The 15,969-nt window shown below is 33.6% G+C and carries 10 protein-coding genes; 3 read left to right on the top strand and 7 right to left on the bottom strand.

Features of this window, described 5'->3' with window-relative positions; genetic code table 11:
* The first annotated feature begins 415 nt into the window (after positions 1 to 415).
* Positions 416 to 2,599 (top strand): leucine-rich repeat domain-containing protein, encoded by a 2,184-nt coding sequence (locus RZ74_RS06305; protein WP_053950555.1) that lies wholly within the window; start codon positions 416 to 418, stop codon positions 2,597 to 2,599.
* Positions 2,600 to 2,742: 143 nt separating this feature from the next.
* Here the strand turns inward: RZ74_RS06305 and RZ74_RS06310 are convergent, their stop codons facing one another.
* The gene (locus RZ74_RS06310; RefSeq protein ID WP_053950556.1) at positions 2,743 to 9,057 is read right to left on the bottom strand and encodes a DUF1542 domain-containing protein; all 6,315 of its coding nucleotides are present in this window, start codon (positions 9,055 to 9,057) and stop codon (positions 2,743 to 2,745) included.
* 350 nt (positions 9,058 to 9,407) lie between these two features.
* Between RZ74_RS06310 and RZ74_RS06315 the strand changes: the two genes are divergently transcribed.
* Complete coding sequence (locus tag RZ74_RS06315; protein ID WP_053950557.1) at positions 9,408 to 10,043, top strand: YczE/YyaS/YitT family protein; 636 nt, start codon at positions 9,408 to 9,410, stop codon at positions 10,041 to 10,043.
* 10 nt (positions 10,044 to 10,053) lie between these two features.
* Here the strand turns inward: RZ74_RS06315 and RZ74_RS06320 are convergent, their stop codons facing one another.
* The 6 genes from RZ74_RS06320 to RZ74_RS06345 form a co-directional block, all read right to left on the bottom strand.
* Positions 10,054 to 10,545 carry a DUF3278 domain-containing protein gene (locus RZ74_RS06320; protein ID WP_053950558.1) on the bottom strand — a complete coding sequence of 164 codons (492 nt, stop codon included), beginning with the start codon at positions 10,543 to 10,545 and terminating at the stop codon, positions 10,054 to 10,056.
* Between the two features lie 12 nt (positions 10,546 to 10,557).
* Positions 10,558 to 10,749 (bottom strand): helix-turn-helix transcriptional regulator, encoded by a 192-nt coding sequence (locus tag RZ74_RS06325; RefSeq protein ID WP_378252472.1) that lies wholly within the window; start codon positions 10,747 to 10,749, stop codon positions 10,558 to 10,560.
* 17 nt (positions 10,750 to 10,766) lie between these two features.
* Positions 10,767 to 11,297, bottom strand: a complete 531-nt coding sequence (locus RZ74_RS06330; RefSeq protein WP_053950560.1) for a DUF3278 domain-containing protein — start codon at positions 11,295 to 11,297, stop codon at positions 10,767 to 10,769.
* Positions 11,298 to 11,417: 120 nt separating this feature from the next.
* Positions 11,418 to 12,290, bottom strand: a complete 873-nt coding sequence (locus RZ74_RS06335) for a hypothetical protein (protein WP_053950561.1) — start codon at positions 12,288 to 12,290, stop codon at positions 11,418 to 11,420.
* 82 nt (positions 12,291 to 12,372) lie between these two features.
* Positions 12,373 to 12,852: a 23S rRNA (pseudouridine(1915)-N(3))-methyltransferase RlmH gene (gene rlmH, locus RZ74_RS06340; RefSeq protein ID WP_053950562.1), complete on the bottom strand. Its 480-nt coding sequence runs from the start codon at positions 12,850 to 12,852 to the stop codon at positions 12,373 to 12,375.
* Positions 12,853 to 13,309: 457 nt separating this feature from the next.
* Entirely contained in the window at positions 13,310 to 14,260 is a 951-nt protein-coding gene (locus tag RZ74_RS06345) for a Dyp-type peroxidase (RefSeq protein WP_053950563.1), read from the bottom strand.
* 182 nt (positions 14,261 to 14,442) lie between these two features.
* Between RZ74_RS06345 and RZ74_RS06350 the strand changes: the two genes are divergently transcribed.
* Positions 14,443 to 15,891: a catalase gene (locus RZ74_RS06350; RefSeq protein WP_053950564.1), complete on the top strand. Its 1,449-nt coding sequence runs from the start codon at positions 14,443 to 14,445 to the stop codon at positions 15,889 to 15,891.
* Positions 15,892 to 15,969 lie beyond the last annotated feature (78 nt).

The following is a 15,969-nucleotide window of genomic DNA, read 5'->3' on the forward strand; positions in this document are numbered from 1 at the left end:
TTGAGAATCAATTTCCATATATATATTGTAGTTGAATGAAAAAAATTTGCATACTTTTGGCATATTCTTTATTTTAATTGTCAAAAATAGACATTTCTAACAATTGATTTATCGATTCTAAAATAAAATTCAAAAATCTCTTCTGTATAGTTAGTAAATTTTTAGAAAAACTTTACTCTTTTCATAAAAACTTAACCTTATGTCTATAGCAATAGAAAGCCTTTAGATATACAATTTTTATATGTTATTATCACTCTTACAATCCACTAAAATGAATTTATAGTTATATTGTTTTTATAAAATATTAATTTCCTTTATAAAAAATTAATATTTTAATTATATACAAATGTATAAGTTGGTAATAGTATTTTAGACAGATAATATATTATTTAATTTTTTAAAAGAGGCGATTATATTGAATAAATCAATCAAGACAGCTCTATTATTCTCTACATTATTTTTCGGTGCAGTCGAAGCACCATCTGTTGTTAGCCACAACGCAAACACCGCAATTATTGCTCACGCGGACAGCACATCCAGTGTAAACCAAGTCGGTGATACACAACCTACCGATAACATTACTCCAGCACCTGCAACAGGTGACACCAGTACAACAAATATTCAAAACATTACTGATCCAACATTGAAATCATTCTTATTAACTGAAGTTAATAACGATTTATATAGTGGTCAAGGTCAACAAAAATATACTGACGCTTCACAAATTACTAATAGTGACTTAGCTAGACTTACCAAGATTAGTTTCCAAGGTGATGGTTCACAATCAATCAAGTCATTTAATGGAATTTCTCAATCAGTATTCCCTAATCTACAAATTGTTTCGATTAAAAACGTTTCTCTAAAGAACGCTGCTTTAACAAACTTCAATACTTTCACTACAATCAAAGTTGCACAATTCACTAATACAGGATTATCAAGTAATCCAAACGCAACATTAGGAAGTGTTGCTACTATTGGCAGATGGGTAGATAACAACTTAACTTACCTAGACTTTTCAAACAACAACATTAGCGACCTATCATTTTTAAATAACATTTCAATTCCAAATGTTAAACACATTATTATCACTAATAACTCAATTTCTGATTTCACTCCTGTTGAAAATGTAGACTGGTCACAACTTCAAGAATTAAATGTAAGTTCTAACTTAATTCACGACTTATCTCCACTACAAAATTTCCAACATCAATGGACTAACTTAACAAGTTTAAATGCTTCAAATAACCAAATCTCTGATATTTCACCAATTTCAAGTTCTACTAACGGTCCTGGTGCTACATGGAAAAATTTAACTTCAATCAATGTGGACAATAACAACATCTCTGATATTAACCCATTCGCTCAAACACAATGGTCAAACTTAACTACCATTAGTGCAAATGGCAATGATATCAGTAATGTTTCTTCTTTAAAAGGCAAGAACAATGTCTTCAGCAAACTAAACACATTCCTTGTGAAGAACAATAGTATCAATGATATTTCTTGGATGGCCGGTTACAACTTTAGCATTAATTCTTTTGCAAAAGATCAAATCATTAATGAAACAGTTAATGTAAACAAACCAGCTACTGTTGGTGCCTCTGTAACTGTTAATTTACCAGAAACAATTGCGGATGTTTCATTATCATCACCTTCATCGGGATACAATGCATCAGCAACACCATCCGGTCAATCATATGTAACTGTATCAAATGTTCCAGATGGTGTAACTGTATTAGGTAATGATGGAAATCCAAATGGAACTGTTAACAATTCAAGTGTTACAAACGGTGTTAAATCAGTGAAATTAAATTATTCTGGTTCAGGATCAAATAGTTTGTCATTTAACTTTAACTCAACCCTAAACGTAGGTGTTCGCGATAGATTTAATGGTACTTACAACCTAACTATCAATTGGGTAGATCCTAATAGCAGCAATGGGTCTAACACCAACAACAATGGTTCAAGCAACTCTGGTTCTAACACCAACAACGGTGGTTCAAGCAACTCTGGTTCTAACACCAACAACGGTGGTTCAAGCAACTCTGGTTCTAACACCAACGGAGGTACTAACAGTTCTGATAATGGAGTAATTAACAACCACGGTAACAACTCTGGTAAAGCCGAAAAGACTGTTTACGGTAAGGTAATTGGAACTCGTAGCCTAAACCTTTACAAGAAGAACGCTTTCACTAAGAAAAATAAAATCAAAGCTTACAAGAAAGCTACCGGAAACAAACGTCCACTATTCAAAGTCGTTAAGAAAGTATTCTCATCAATTAACACTCCAAGATACTTTGTTTACCAAATCAATCCATTTACTAACAAAGAAATCAAAAACACTCGCGGTTACATTACTGCCAAATCAACTTACGTTACACCTCTTTACTACACTAGCAGTGTAAAAGCAGTTAAAGTGTCTGGAAAATCAGTTACTTCATACAAAAAAGCTAATTTAAAGGATGCTTCTAAGAAATACAAACGAGGAACTGTTTTAAAAGTTAAGTCAGTTAAGAAGCATGGAAATGCTTACTCACTTCAACTTCAAAATGGTAAATTCGTTACAGCAAACAAATACTTTGTTGTTAAAGTTAAATAATCAAATAAAAAAGCCTTGGCAAGATGCTAAGACTTTTTTATTTACAAAATATTTTACTGATCATAAAAAAATCACTTTAGAAACAATAAAAAGGGCATATCCTCTAAATGGATATGTCCTTTTTATTTAAATCTTGTAGAAAGTTATTTAACTAATTTCACTAGGTTCTTGTTTGAACTTACATATTGACCATTGCTTAATTGTAATCTGTAAGTGGTTCCTAGTTTCTTAACCGACTTAACGTTTAAGACTGTGCCCTTCTTGTAAGACTTAACGAACTTACTTAGCTTAATGTCTTTGTATAAACGAAGTCCTTTTCCAATAACTTTTACCTTACGAACACTGCTTTGGTAGAACAATGGTTTCATGTAAGATTTTCTAGCTGTGATGTAACCAACCTTCTTATGGTTTAATTCAAAGGTTCCGTTAGTAATTTCCATTACCTTGTAACGTTTGTATCCATTCTTGTTAGTTACTACGCCAATAATCTTAAACATGTGTGCATTTGGTCGGTTGTACTTCTTGTATCCTTGTACTCGATTCTTCTTGTTAAAGTAAGCCTTTGAGTATCTGTAAAGCCCCTTCACCAAGTAAATTCGACGGCCAATAGCTTTATCCTTTGCCTTACCAGCATTATTCTTATGAGCATCAATAACATTCTTGTCTGAATTATCGGGAACATTACTAATGTAGTTACTTTGGTGATCAGCATTAATTTGTGCTTTACCAGCATTAAAGGCTTTATCGATTTCATCGGATGTAGTTGCAGAATCAATTGCTGCTTGTTCCTTTGATTTATCCGCATCTACTTTGGCCTTTTGGGCATCCTTTTCTGCTTGACTTAGTGTTGAATCATTATCAATATCATTTTTAACTTTTGTTGCTTCTGATTCCAAACTTGGTCTATGGTCAGCATCAATTTGCGCTTTTCCTGCATCATATGCATTCTTAATGCCGTCAGCTGTAGTAGCGGCATCAATCGCTTTATTAGCAGCTTCCTTATCAGTATCTACTTTCGCTTTTTGCGCATCTTTTTCTGCTTGACTTAATGTTGCATCATTATCGATGTCACCCTTAACCTTAGTTGCTTCTGCATCTAAGTTATCTTTGGCTGATTGTTTTTGATCTTCTAGGCTCTTACCAGATGTATGATCTGCATCAATTTTGGCTTTACCATCGTTAAACGCTTTATTGATGTCATCAGCATTTGTTGCAGAATCAATTACCTTTTGGCCTGAATCTCTATCTGCATCTACTTTCGCTTTTTGTGCATCTTTTTCTGCTTGAGTTAAAGTATTATCAGCATCAATTTCACCCTTAACCTTAGTTGCTTCCGCTTCTAAGTTAGGTCTGTGATCTGCATCAATTTGTGCTTTTCCTGCATCATATGCATTCTTAATGTCATCGGCTGTAGTTGCACTATTAATTGCCTTTTGACCTGAATCTTTATCTGCATCTACTTTAACTTTTTGAGCGTCCTTTTCTGCTTGACTCAATGTTGAATCATTATCAATATCATTTTTAACTTTTGTTGCTTCTGATTCTAAACTTGGTCTATGATCAACATCAATTTGTGCTTTTCCTGCATCATATGCATTCTTAATACCGTCAGCTGTAGTGGCGGCATCAATCGCTTTATTAGCAGATTCCTTATCAGTATCTACTTTGGCTTTTTGTGCATCTTTTTCTGCTTGAGTTAAGGTTGCATCATTATCGATATCGCCCTTAACCTTAGTTGCTTCCACATCTAAGTTATCTTTAGCTGATTGTTTTTGATCATCTAGACTCTTACCTGATTGGTGATCTGCATCAATTTTGGCTTTACCATCGTTAAACGCTTTATTGATGTCATCAGCAGTTGTTGCAGAATCAATTACCTTTTGGCCTGAATCTCTATCTGCATCCACTTGAGCTTTTTGTGCATCTTTTTGCTCTTGAGTTAAAGTATTATCAGCATCAATTTCACCTTTAACCTTAGTTGCTTCTGATTCTAAGTTAGGTCTATGATCTGCATCAATTTGGGCTTTTCCTGCATCATATGCATTCTTAATGCCGTCAGCTGTAGTGGCGGCATCAATCGCTTTATTAGCAGATTCCTTATCAGTATCTACTTTAGCTTTTTGCGCATCTTTTTCTGTTTGAGTTAAGGTTGCATCATTATCGATATCGCCCTTAACCTTAGTTGCTTCCACATCTAAGTTATCTTTAGCTGATTGTTTTTGATCATCTAGGTTCTTACCTGGTTGGTGGTCGGCATCAATCTTTGTTTTACCATCGTTAAATGCTTTATTGATACCATCTGCTGTAGTTGCACTATCAATTGCTGATTGTCCTGCTGCTCTATCAGCTTCTACCTTTGCTTTTTGGGCGTCTTTTTCCGCTTGAATTAATGTATTGTCAGCATCTATTTCACTTTTAACCTTAGTTGCTTCTGATTCTAAGTTAGGTCTATGGTCAGCGTCAATTGCTGCTTTTCCTGCATTAAAGGACTTGTTGATGTCACTAGCTTTAGTAGCGTTATCAATTGCTGATTGTCCTGCTGCTCTATCAGCTTCTACCTTTGCTTTTTGGGCGTCTTTTTCCGCTTGACTCAATGTTGAATCATTATCAATGTCATTTTTTACTTTATCAGCCTCTGATGAAAGGCTTGGTCTGTGATCTGCGTCAATCGCTGCTTTACCAGCATTAAAAGCCCTATCAATATCATCGTCTGTAGTGGCATTGTCAATTGCTAATTGTCCTGCTGCTCTATCAGCTTCTACCTTTGCTTTTTGGGCGTCTTTTTCCGCTTGACTCAATGTTGAATCATTATCAATGTCATTTTTAACTTTAGCAGCTTCCGAAGCTAAGCTTGGTCTGTGATCTGAATCAATTGCTGCTTTTCCTGCGTTATAAGCTTCATTTACACCATCGGCATTGCTTGCATTGTCAATTGATTTGTTCCCAGCATCTCTATCGGCTTCTACTTTCGCTTTTTGTGAATCTTTTTCAGCATCAGTTAAAGTGTCATCATTATCGATATCACCATTTACCTTTTCTGCCTCAGCATTTAAGTTGTTTTTAGCAACTTGCTTTTGAGATTCAAGGCTATTGCCTGGTTTGTGATCAGCATCAATTTTAGCTTTTCCATCGTTAAATGCTTTATTGATATCATCAGCTGTAGCGGCATTGTCAATTACAGATTGACCGCTTACTTTATCTGCATAAACATTAACTTTTTGAGCATTTTTTTCTGCTTGAGTCAATGTATTGTCCGCATCAATTTCGCCACTTACCTTTATAGATTCCGCATCCAAACTAGGTCTGTGGTCAGCATCAATTTTGGCCTTACCTGAATCATATGCGTTCTTTATGTCATCGGCATTAGCTGCAGCATCAATAGCTTTATTGCCGGCATCTCTATCGGCATCTACTTTTGCTTTTTGCGCATCTTTTGAAGATTGACTTAATGTTGGATCTCCATCAATATCATTCTTTATCTTCGATGCTTCATTGTCTAAATTAGATTTAGCGTTTGCTTTTTGTGAATCTATAGGTTGACCTGGGGTATGGTCTGCATCAATCGCTGTTTTACCTGCAGCATATGCGCTCTTTATACCGTCGGCATTAGTTGCTGCATCGATTGCTTTATTTCCAGCTTCCCTATCAGCGTCTACTTTTGCTTTTTGGGCTGCTTTTTCTGTTGACAATAAAGTGTTATCGGCATCGATTTCTCTCTTTATCTTGTCTGCTTCGGCATTTAAGTTTGACTTAGCATTTGCTTTTTGGTCATCTAAACTTGCACCTGGGGTATGGTCTGCATCAATCGCTGTTTTACCTGCAGCATAAGCACTATTTATCCCGTCGGCATTAGTTGCTGCATCAATTGCATTATTGCCAGCTTCCCTATCAGCGTCTACTTTTGCCTTTTGGGCTGCTTTTTCTGTTGACAATAAAGTGTTATCGGCATCGATTTCTCTCTTTATCTTGTCTGCTTCGGCATTTAAGTTTGACTTATCATTTGCTTTTTGGTCATCTAAACTTGCACCTGGGGTATGGTCTGCATCAATCGCTGTTTTACCTGCATCAAAGGCTTTATTTACTCCATCAACAGTAGTTTCACCATCGATTACTTTTTGATTTGATACTTTATCTGAATCGACTTTAGTTTTTTGTGAATTTTTTTCTGATTGAGTTAATGTAGGATCATTTTCGATATCATTTTTTACCTTTGTTGCTTCTTCTTCTAAACTAGGCTTATTTATTTTATATACAACATTCACAGTAATTCCATCAGAATCACTAGATACCTCATCCTGTTTTGGCACAGAAGGATGTGATTGATCCAACAAAGTATACCCATTAATATTTGGTGATATAACTTCACCAAATGAATTACCTGATGATGCTGTCCATGAATCATAATCTACTTTACCACTGTATTCATTGTATGCAGCAGTTCTGGTGAATGATAAAGTTTGAGTTACAGGTTGTTGTAATTGATTACCGTTTTCATCAACATAGTTAATAGTTCTAGTAACCGTTTTAGATAAATTATTAACTGCTGTTTTAAATAAATTAGAATCACCAGAAATATTACTGATAGTGTAATTAGCGGAAGGAACCACTTTAATCATTTTAACAAAAGTTTTATTATCCTTTTGTTGATTAGAATACAATGCCTTAAAATCGCTGGCACTATACTTTGGACCATTTGGATTATCCAAATCTCCAGTACCAACATCTTGTATATATTCATTATCAGATAATGATTCTACTTTAGGGAAACCATAAATATTGGTTCCTAATGTGAAGGAAGCAATTAATGGGTTTAGACCAAACATTTTATTGTTATTTACTGCATTCTTAGTATCCCAATTACTAAAATCATAATATCTCCCAACATTATTAACTTTTTGGTAAGTATCGAACATTTCAGTCATATCAATAACATTTGATAGATCCCATTTTGTCATTCCGTTTATGTTTTTAAGGTTATGATCACCGTAAAACATATAAAAAGCTTTTTTTACCGAAGATACTTTCCAATTAGATATATCATCAACATTATCGAGAGTATCGATATGTTCAAAAATGAAAGATAAATTAGTTACTTTTGAAACATTCCAGTTAGATAATCCAGATAAATTAGTTATGCTTGTAAAGCTAAAAGCATCCGAAAGATCCGTAACATTTGATACATCCCATCCACTTAATGGACTAAGGTCTTTTACCCCTGAACTATTCGAAAATAACCCGCTCATATCAGTAACATTTGATACATTCCACTTTGATAGTGGGGTAAGATCCAAACTATCAGACTTCATTGAGAAAGCACTATTTAAAGTAGTAACTTTTGATGTGTTCCAATTTTGTAATGGCTGTAAATCATTTACATAAGACTGGAAAAATATCTGCTGCATGTCAGTGACGTTTGATACATCCCATCTACTTAGTCCTCTCAGATTCAAAACTTTTGTTTTTAAATAACCATTACCAAAAGTATAGTGAAGGCTTTTAACATTCGATACATTCCACCCACTTAATGCAATAGTGTCTGTTATATTAGTTACATCAAATGCATACTCCAATGTATTAACATTTGATACGTTCCATCCACTTAACGGACTAATATCAGATAGGCTAGAATCTTCATAAAAGATACCGTTTAAGTTTGTAACATTTGATACATTCCATCCACTTAATGCACTAATATCGGTTAAATTAGGATCACTAAAGAACATCTGTTTTGCAATTGTCATAGAAGAAGTATCAACATTTACGTTGTTTGTTGACTTAATATCTGAAAGTTTTGGTAAATTAGAAAAAACATATGAAGCATCGCCCGTAATTTGCACAGATCCAGCACTTTGTCCATCAAACAAAATATGTTGAACGTCTGTTTTTGATAATCCACTCCATCCTTTTATAGCAGGTGAATATATTGTATCAGCTACTGGATTTTGAGAATTAATAACCCCACTATGAATAACTAAAGTTCCTGCTTGATATTGATCAGTAGCATTACCATAGAAGTCCCATTTAACGGAACTATTTTGCGGTGATGAAACCGTAGGAGCGTTTCCGTCTCTATTAGATAGAACTGCATCAGATGAACTAATACTATTGTTCCAGCTTTGATCAGAATCACTCGCTGCTGATGAAGCAGTTACACTAGCTGAACTTAAACTATTCGAAGCAGTTAAAGAATCTACACTTGCACTAGAAACTTGGGCAGCACTTGAACTTGATGATGAACTAGCACTATTATCACTTGCTGATGATGAACTAACAGCTGAAGAACTGGTTTGAGTAGCCACTTGTGTAACAGTATCAGCACTAGCAGTTGTAGTGCTTAACATAATTGATCCACCAAGGATAGACAATGTGGCAACAGACACTACCACCCATTGTTTCTTTACTTTTTTCAAAATTTTTCGATCACTTGATTTACTATACTGATTTTTATTAAACATCATAATTATCTTTTCTCCCTCTATAATATTGAGATTACGATTCCTCATTATAATTATGAAGTTTGTGATTTGAACTTAAGTTTTACTAAAATACTTTAAACTTTTACGTAATAAATAAATGATAAATATACTTTATGTAACCCAAATTATTTTAATTTACTGATATATAAGTATTGTCCAAATGTATTTTTTATCTTATTTATATATTTTGGACAAAAAGTTAAACGCTGATTTTTTACTAATTAAACAATATTTTAAAAAGCACTCACAAAAAGTTAGTGTTTTTTATTGCTTTTAATCTCAATACATGAAATATTAGATATTATGGTTTTAATAAATTGGAGATGAAAATTTTGAAACATATTATTTTATGGCGCACGATTTTATACATAATTGGTCTAAATATCTTAGCGCTAGGAACTACTTTATTTGCATGTGGACAATTAGGAGTTAGTTCTTTAGTTTCCGTGCCACAAACATTATCTTTTATCATTCATACTACATTAGGACACGCCACAACCATTTTCTTTGTGATTCTAGTAATTGTTGAAATGGTTATCTTACGAACCGTTCAAATCAAAATACTATTACAATTAGTACTATCTTTTGTATTTGGTTGGTTAGTTGATTTTTACGGCATTACAGTTGGTTTAAAAAAGATTCCACTAGAAGGATTCGGTGAACGCATCCCTGTTACTTTATTAGCAATTATTTGTACCGCCTTGGGAATATTCATGATGGTAAAAGCAGACTTCGTTTTGATCCCAGCCGATGGCTTTGTAAACGTCATTAGTCAAAAGTTAAACAAACCTTTTGGTATGATGAAATTTAGTTTTGATGCATCTATGATCGTCATTACCATAATCTTAGGATTGGTATTTTTACACCGAATTGCATCAATCGGAATTGGTACATTATTAGCAGTGTTATTCGTTGGTCAATTGATCAATCTATTTAATTACATTCTAGATAAAACTAAAAAAGCATAGAGCAAGCGCTCTATGCTTTTTTAAATTTACGACGATAATCTGCATACATTCCAATAATTATTCCGACATTGCATACAACAAAATAAAAGAAGAAAAATCCACCAACATTATTAGACCATAATGCTGACGTGTATAATAGCACCCACATGAAGATCAAAGTTAACATGTTTGAAAATATATAATTCTTTATACAAGCATTTCTTTCATCTTTGCTATCATACTCATAATAGTCGAATCCATGCTTTTTAATGAGTCTTCCCATATAACCAGATGCTACAACAATTGCGATTAGATCCATAAATATCAATCCGGTTAAAACATTATACGAATTCAGAACATTGATTAATATCATCGATAAACAGGATGATAGTAGTAGAAAAGCAATTAGGCCAACTGCCACCTTATTACCAGCTTCATTGACCACTTTTTCAGAATACTCATCAAAAGGTCTATTGATTCCGTAATACCATTTAACCACTTTAATAAAGAACGTTTCTTTCATATCCTCATCTCCCTAATGCCAAAATAGTGTGTTTAAATCTGTTTGTAATTCTTCAGCTAGACTAACGCATAGTTTTAAACTGGGATTATATTCGCCCTTTTCAATCAAACTTAAAGTTTGACGAGAAATACCAACTAGTTGCGCAAGATCTTTTTGCTGAATATTCAATTTGGTTCGTATTTCCTTAACTCTATTTTCCAAGATAACCCCTCGCAGCGTCTTTATTTTTGAATTTTATTTTTTAAAGTAATATATACAGCAAAGCCACAAATCACAGCAAAAACTAGCAACATTACATTATTCCATGGACTTAACACTCTCTCCGCAATGGTGTTACCGGCATTATTGGGACCACCAAAGATAACAATCGCTTTTTCCAAAACAAAAAACAATATTCCACAATTCACTCCACGACGTTTCGCCTTCTTTACCAATGTTTCATATGATTGTTCATTAGTTACATCAATTAAGTCAATTTTACTTTTACGTACTTTATATTTTAGAAACGCTAATGTTACTGACATAGCCAACAAGTTAATCAATAATATGACTGCTAATAAGTTATATAAAAAGTTTTCAGAAGATGAATTTAAAAAGATACATCCAGCAACCAAAAATTCAATAAAACTAAATATAAAATAAGATCCAAACGCAATAAAACCACTTTCGTATAAGACATTTTGTTGGTATTCATCCCTTTTAGATGGAACACCCAATTCATATTCGATAATTTTGCTTAATATTTTTTTCATTAGATATGCACTTCCTAATTCATTTTAGGTAATATATATATTCCATATGTAAACTATATATTACATGATTCAAAAATGCAAGCATAAAAAAACTACGATTTACATCGTAGTTTTTTATTATTATTTAACAATATTTTTAACTGCATCATAAACGCTATTTCTTTTATCATAATATGATCTTTGTGCTGAATAATGAATGGCTTGTTGAACATTTAAGTTCAAATGATAAATATCATTAATTGCACTCACTAATTTATAAGAATCAGTTCCAAAGCAAATTAATCCCTTTGGTTGTGTCCAATTAATCAAATTAATAAAAGATGGAATATCATATTTTACTAGTCTATCCATCAATTTATTTAAAATAGCTGGATGACATGATGGACATTTGTTTGGTTCTTTTTCTTTATGCTCTGGATCAGTACAGTTACTTAAAATATCATCACATTTACCATTTTCCACTTTACTCATATTAAAGTCTTCTGCAGTATTAACAGCTGGTGCATTCTTTTTTAATTCCTTAACTAAACTACCCACAAAACCCTTTAGATTAGTACAAGCAAACTTGTTGATAATATCAAATGCAAAACTACCATACGCTTCTGATTGATCTAAGGATACAGAATATTTCACAACATCATCTGATTTATCCGTTTTATTAGCACCATGCATATCAATTAAAGATACCGCAATATTATTATCTTTAGATTGTTTGTTTTTTGAATCATGCATTGTTCGGAAAGCTTTACCATCATATCCATCTTCTCTTTGGGCATAGTTTAATCCGATAAAGATAATGCCAGAATCTGTATTTATATCACGGACAAAATCATCACTATTTACAAATTCTTCGCTCATTTCGACGCTTGCGTAAGCGCCTGTTCCAATTACGTTATTCGCGTCAGCATTTGGATATACTAAAAAGGTTGAAACTTCATCATATCCATTTTTCTTGAGCTTATCTAGGAATTCTTTTTTATTACTTACAACCATAATACTCATCTTCTTTTCTATATATGATTTAAATATATATAATCATTACCTATTTGTAAATTAAAATATACCTAATATTTCTTTATTTGTGATATGGGCTACCTTCATTAATCATAAAAGCACGATAGATTTGTTCAGTTAACACTAAACGCATTAATTGGTGCGGTAATGTAAAACGACCAAACGAAATTTGTGTATCGGATCTTTTTAGCACTTTTGGCGCTAATCCTAGTGATCCACCAATCACAAAAGTAATATCGGAATGACCGTAGGTTGCTAATTGATCGATTTCCTTAGCGAATTCTTCTGATGAACGTTCTTTTCCCAAAATCTCAAGCGCATAAACATATTCCTTATCCGCAATTTTATCTAAGATTTTAGTTCCTTCTTTATCCATCACATCGTTCATTTCAGACTCACTAAGCGATTCAGGCGCTTTCTCATCTGGAACTTCGATAATCCGAAACTTACAAAAACGTGATAAACGCTTACTGTACTCTTCTATTCCGGCTTTAAAATACTTCTCTTTTAATTTTCCGACCACAACAAATTTAATATTCATTTGTGAAATCTCCTTTTCTCATTTTTCGAACCACTATATTTAGTGTCTGTGAGTAATCACAACTACTACTAATATTGCATAAAAATTGTCAAGATTTTTCTTAGTTATCCACATTTGTGAATATGTCAAAATTAAGTGTGTAACACCTATAAACCATTATAATATCAACGTTTTAATGGTGTCAATTTAGCGTGGAACTTTCTTTTCCACACTTTTATCCACAGAGTTATCCACAAGACGTGAATAACTTAAAAAGTGGCACAATTACTTGATAAATCAATAAAAAATCTACATCATCTAGTCATTGAATTTTTTAGTTATACACCGAATGTATGTTTTTTTCTTTGTGAAAACTTGTGAATGAAAATTTCACAAAGATTATTATACAAAATTTAGATATCGTTCGTAAAATCAAAATAAAAAAGCATTGATTTCTAATCAATGCTTTTTTGGTTAATTATTTGGCTGGTAATTTGTCTTCAACAATTTGGTCTAAAGTGGTTAATGAAGGAATGAAGAACATGTTTCCTGTCACTGGATCAGAGAAGTCTAGCAAACGGTCTGATTGACCAAACATGTTTTCTAACATGCGTTTAGTAACGCTCCAGTGTCTGGCATATCCAATGAAATAAGTTCCGGTAGTACCTTCACTAGGATTAGAAAATGGAACGTTCATTCTAACAATTTTATGTTCAATTCCATCATCGTTATCTTGAGAAGCAACGTTATGAGCATTTTCTAGTTTTTCGTCATCTTCTAATTCCAAATCTGAATACTTTTTACGTCCAATCGCTTTTTCTTGATCCTCAGTCTTTAATGCATTCCAAGCATCCATATTATGGATGTATTTTTGAGCAAAGGCATATGAACCATTTTCAAAATCTGGGTCTTCATCCCCAATAATTGCATATGCTGATGCCTTTTGCACTTCAGGATTTTCAGTACCATCAACGAATCCAATAATGGCGCGACCTTCAAAATATCTGAATCCTTTGGTTTCATCTTGAACAGTCGTAAAGTCGCGATAGTAATTTCTAATTTGACTTGCTACTTCGTATACCACAGCTTCTGAATTAGCACGAATGTGGATAAATAAATCAGCTGGTGTGGCTGGTGAAGTATATTTAGGTCCTTTTACTGGTTGGAAGTCTTCTAATTCTTGTGGCTTCTTGTAATCTGCAAACAAGTAATCCCAAGCTGAATTAGCAAAACCAAAAGATACTTTTAAGTGTTCTTCTGGGTATCTAATATTCATTGATCGTAAGATTGCTTGTTCTCTCGATACTAGCTCTGCGACCTTTTCACGGTCTTCATCAGGATTACTTTTATTAATAGTTAAAGTTGTAAATAATACGTTTTTACCAGCATCTTTGTACACATCTTGTGCATCTGTTGGATCAAATGGCATATTGATACCCTCTTTCGTAATTTATAATCATTCTAAAATAATAAACAATATTATTATACTCTGAAAATCTAATTAGTTTCAAATCTTTTTTAAAATTTTATTAAATTATAAACGTCATGTTATGTATTTTACCCAAATGGGTTTAAAATGACCCTGTATTAAACCAAAAGGGGGGAATTACCATGACTGATAAATTAACTACTGATGAAGGTCAACCATGGGCAGATAATAATCATTCTTTAACTGCCGGAAATCGTGGCCCTGTTTTATTACAAGACTACCAATTAATTGAAAAACTTGCGCACTTTAACCGAGAACGAATTCCAGAACGTGTCGTTCACGCTAAAGGTGCTGGTGCCAAGGGTGTGTTCACTTTAACTAGAGATATGAGTGACTACACCAAGGCCGATTTATTTAATGGAGAAGGTAAACAAACACCACTAACCATTCGTTTTTCTGAAGTTGCTGGTGAATTAGGTTATCCTGATACCATTAGAGATGTGCGTGGATTCGCAATGAAATTCTATACTAATGAAGGAAATTACGACATCGTTGGAAACAACACCCCTATTTTCTTCGTTAACGATCCATTGAAGTTCCCTGATTTCATTCATTCGCAAAAAAGAGATCCTGCCACTCATCTTCGTTCAGAAGATATGCAATGGGATTTCTGGGCACATTCTCCAGAATCATTACATCAAGTTACTTACTTAATGGGTGATCGTGGTAATCCAGCCAGTTATGTCAACATGAATGGTTATGGTTCTCACACATTTAAATGGGTTAATGCCAAAGGCGAAGCATTCTGGGTTAAATATCACTTTATCTCAGAACAAGGAGTCAAGAATATGACTGAGGAACAAGCACAAAAAGTTGCTTCAGAAAATACTGACTACCTAATCCAAGACCTATATGACAGAATTAAGAACGGTGAATTCCCTAAGTGGAAAGTTTGTGTTCAATTAATTCCATATGATGAAGGATTAAATTACAAATACGATATTTTTGATGTTACTAAAACTGTTTCACATAAAGACTATCCACTCCAAGAAATTGGTGAATTCGTATTAAACGAAAATCCAGCTAACTACTTTGATGACGTCGAAGAAGCTTCATTCTCTCCTGCTAACTTAGTCCCTGGAATCGAACCTTCATTAGATAAATTACTTCAAGGTCGTTTATTCGCATACAAAGATGCTGCTAGATATCGTTTAGGTGCTAACTATGAACACCTTCCAGTAAACAGTCCTAAGAACGGTGCTCATAACTATGCTCGCGATGGATTCATGGCACAAGGCCAAGATGGCTCTGTTAACTATGAACCAACCGAAAAAAATAGCCCTAGAGAAGATCCACATGCACATATCCATGCTTATGATGTTTCAGGTCAAGTTGGCAACTACAAAACTTATGATTCTGATCCTTACTCACAAGCAGGTGCACTATATAACATCTACTCTGAAGAAGAAAAAATGCGCTTAGTAGATACTATCGCTAGTCGTTTAGGTAGTATCGAAAGCCACAAAAACAAAGTTCTAGAAACTAGAATGTTCTACAAAGCTGACCATGATTATGGTACTCGAGTTGCTAACGCAATCGGCTTAGATATGGACGAAATTACTAAAGAATAATTACATTAAGACCGTTATATCATTGATATAGCGGTCTTTTTCTGTCTTTTGTTGCAAGAATGTAATATTTAATAATAT

It is taken from the genome of Apilactobacillus apinorum, from assembly GCF_001281175.1.
GTDB lineage: Bacteria > Bacillota > Bacilli > Lactobacillales > Lactobacillaceae > Apilactobacillus > Apilactobacillus apinorum.

Coding starts and splice junctions, on each gene's coding strand:
- RZ74_RS06310 (WP_053950556.1), bottom strand. CDS start 9,057: ATGATGTTTAATAAAAATCAGTATAGTAAATCAAGTGATCGAAAAATT.
- RZ74_RS06320 (WP_053950558.1), bottom strand. CDS start 10,545: ATGAAAGAAACGTTCTTTATTAAAGTGGTTAAATGGTATTACGGAATC.
- RZ74_RS06330 (WP_053950560.1), bottom strand. CDS start 11,297: ATGAAAAAAATATTAAGCAAAATTATCGAATATGAATTGGGTGTTCCA.
- RZ74_RS06335 (WP_053950561.1), bottom strand. CDS start 12,290: ATGGTTGTAAGTAATAAAAAAGAATTCCTAGATAAGCTCAAGAAAAAT.
- rlmH (WP_053950562.1), bottom strand. CDS start 12,852: ATGAATATTAAATTTGTTGTGGTCGGAAAATTAAAAGAGAAGTATTTT.
- RZ74_RS06345 (WP_053950563.1), bottom strand. CDS start 14,260: ATGCCATTTGATCCAACAGATGCACAAGATGTGTACAAAGATGCTGGT.
- RZ74_RS06350 (WP_053950564.1), top strand. CDS start 14,443: ATGACTGATAAATTAACTACTGATGAAGGTCAACCATGGGCAGATAAT.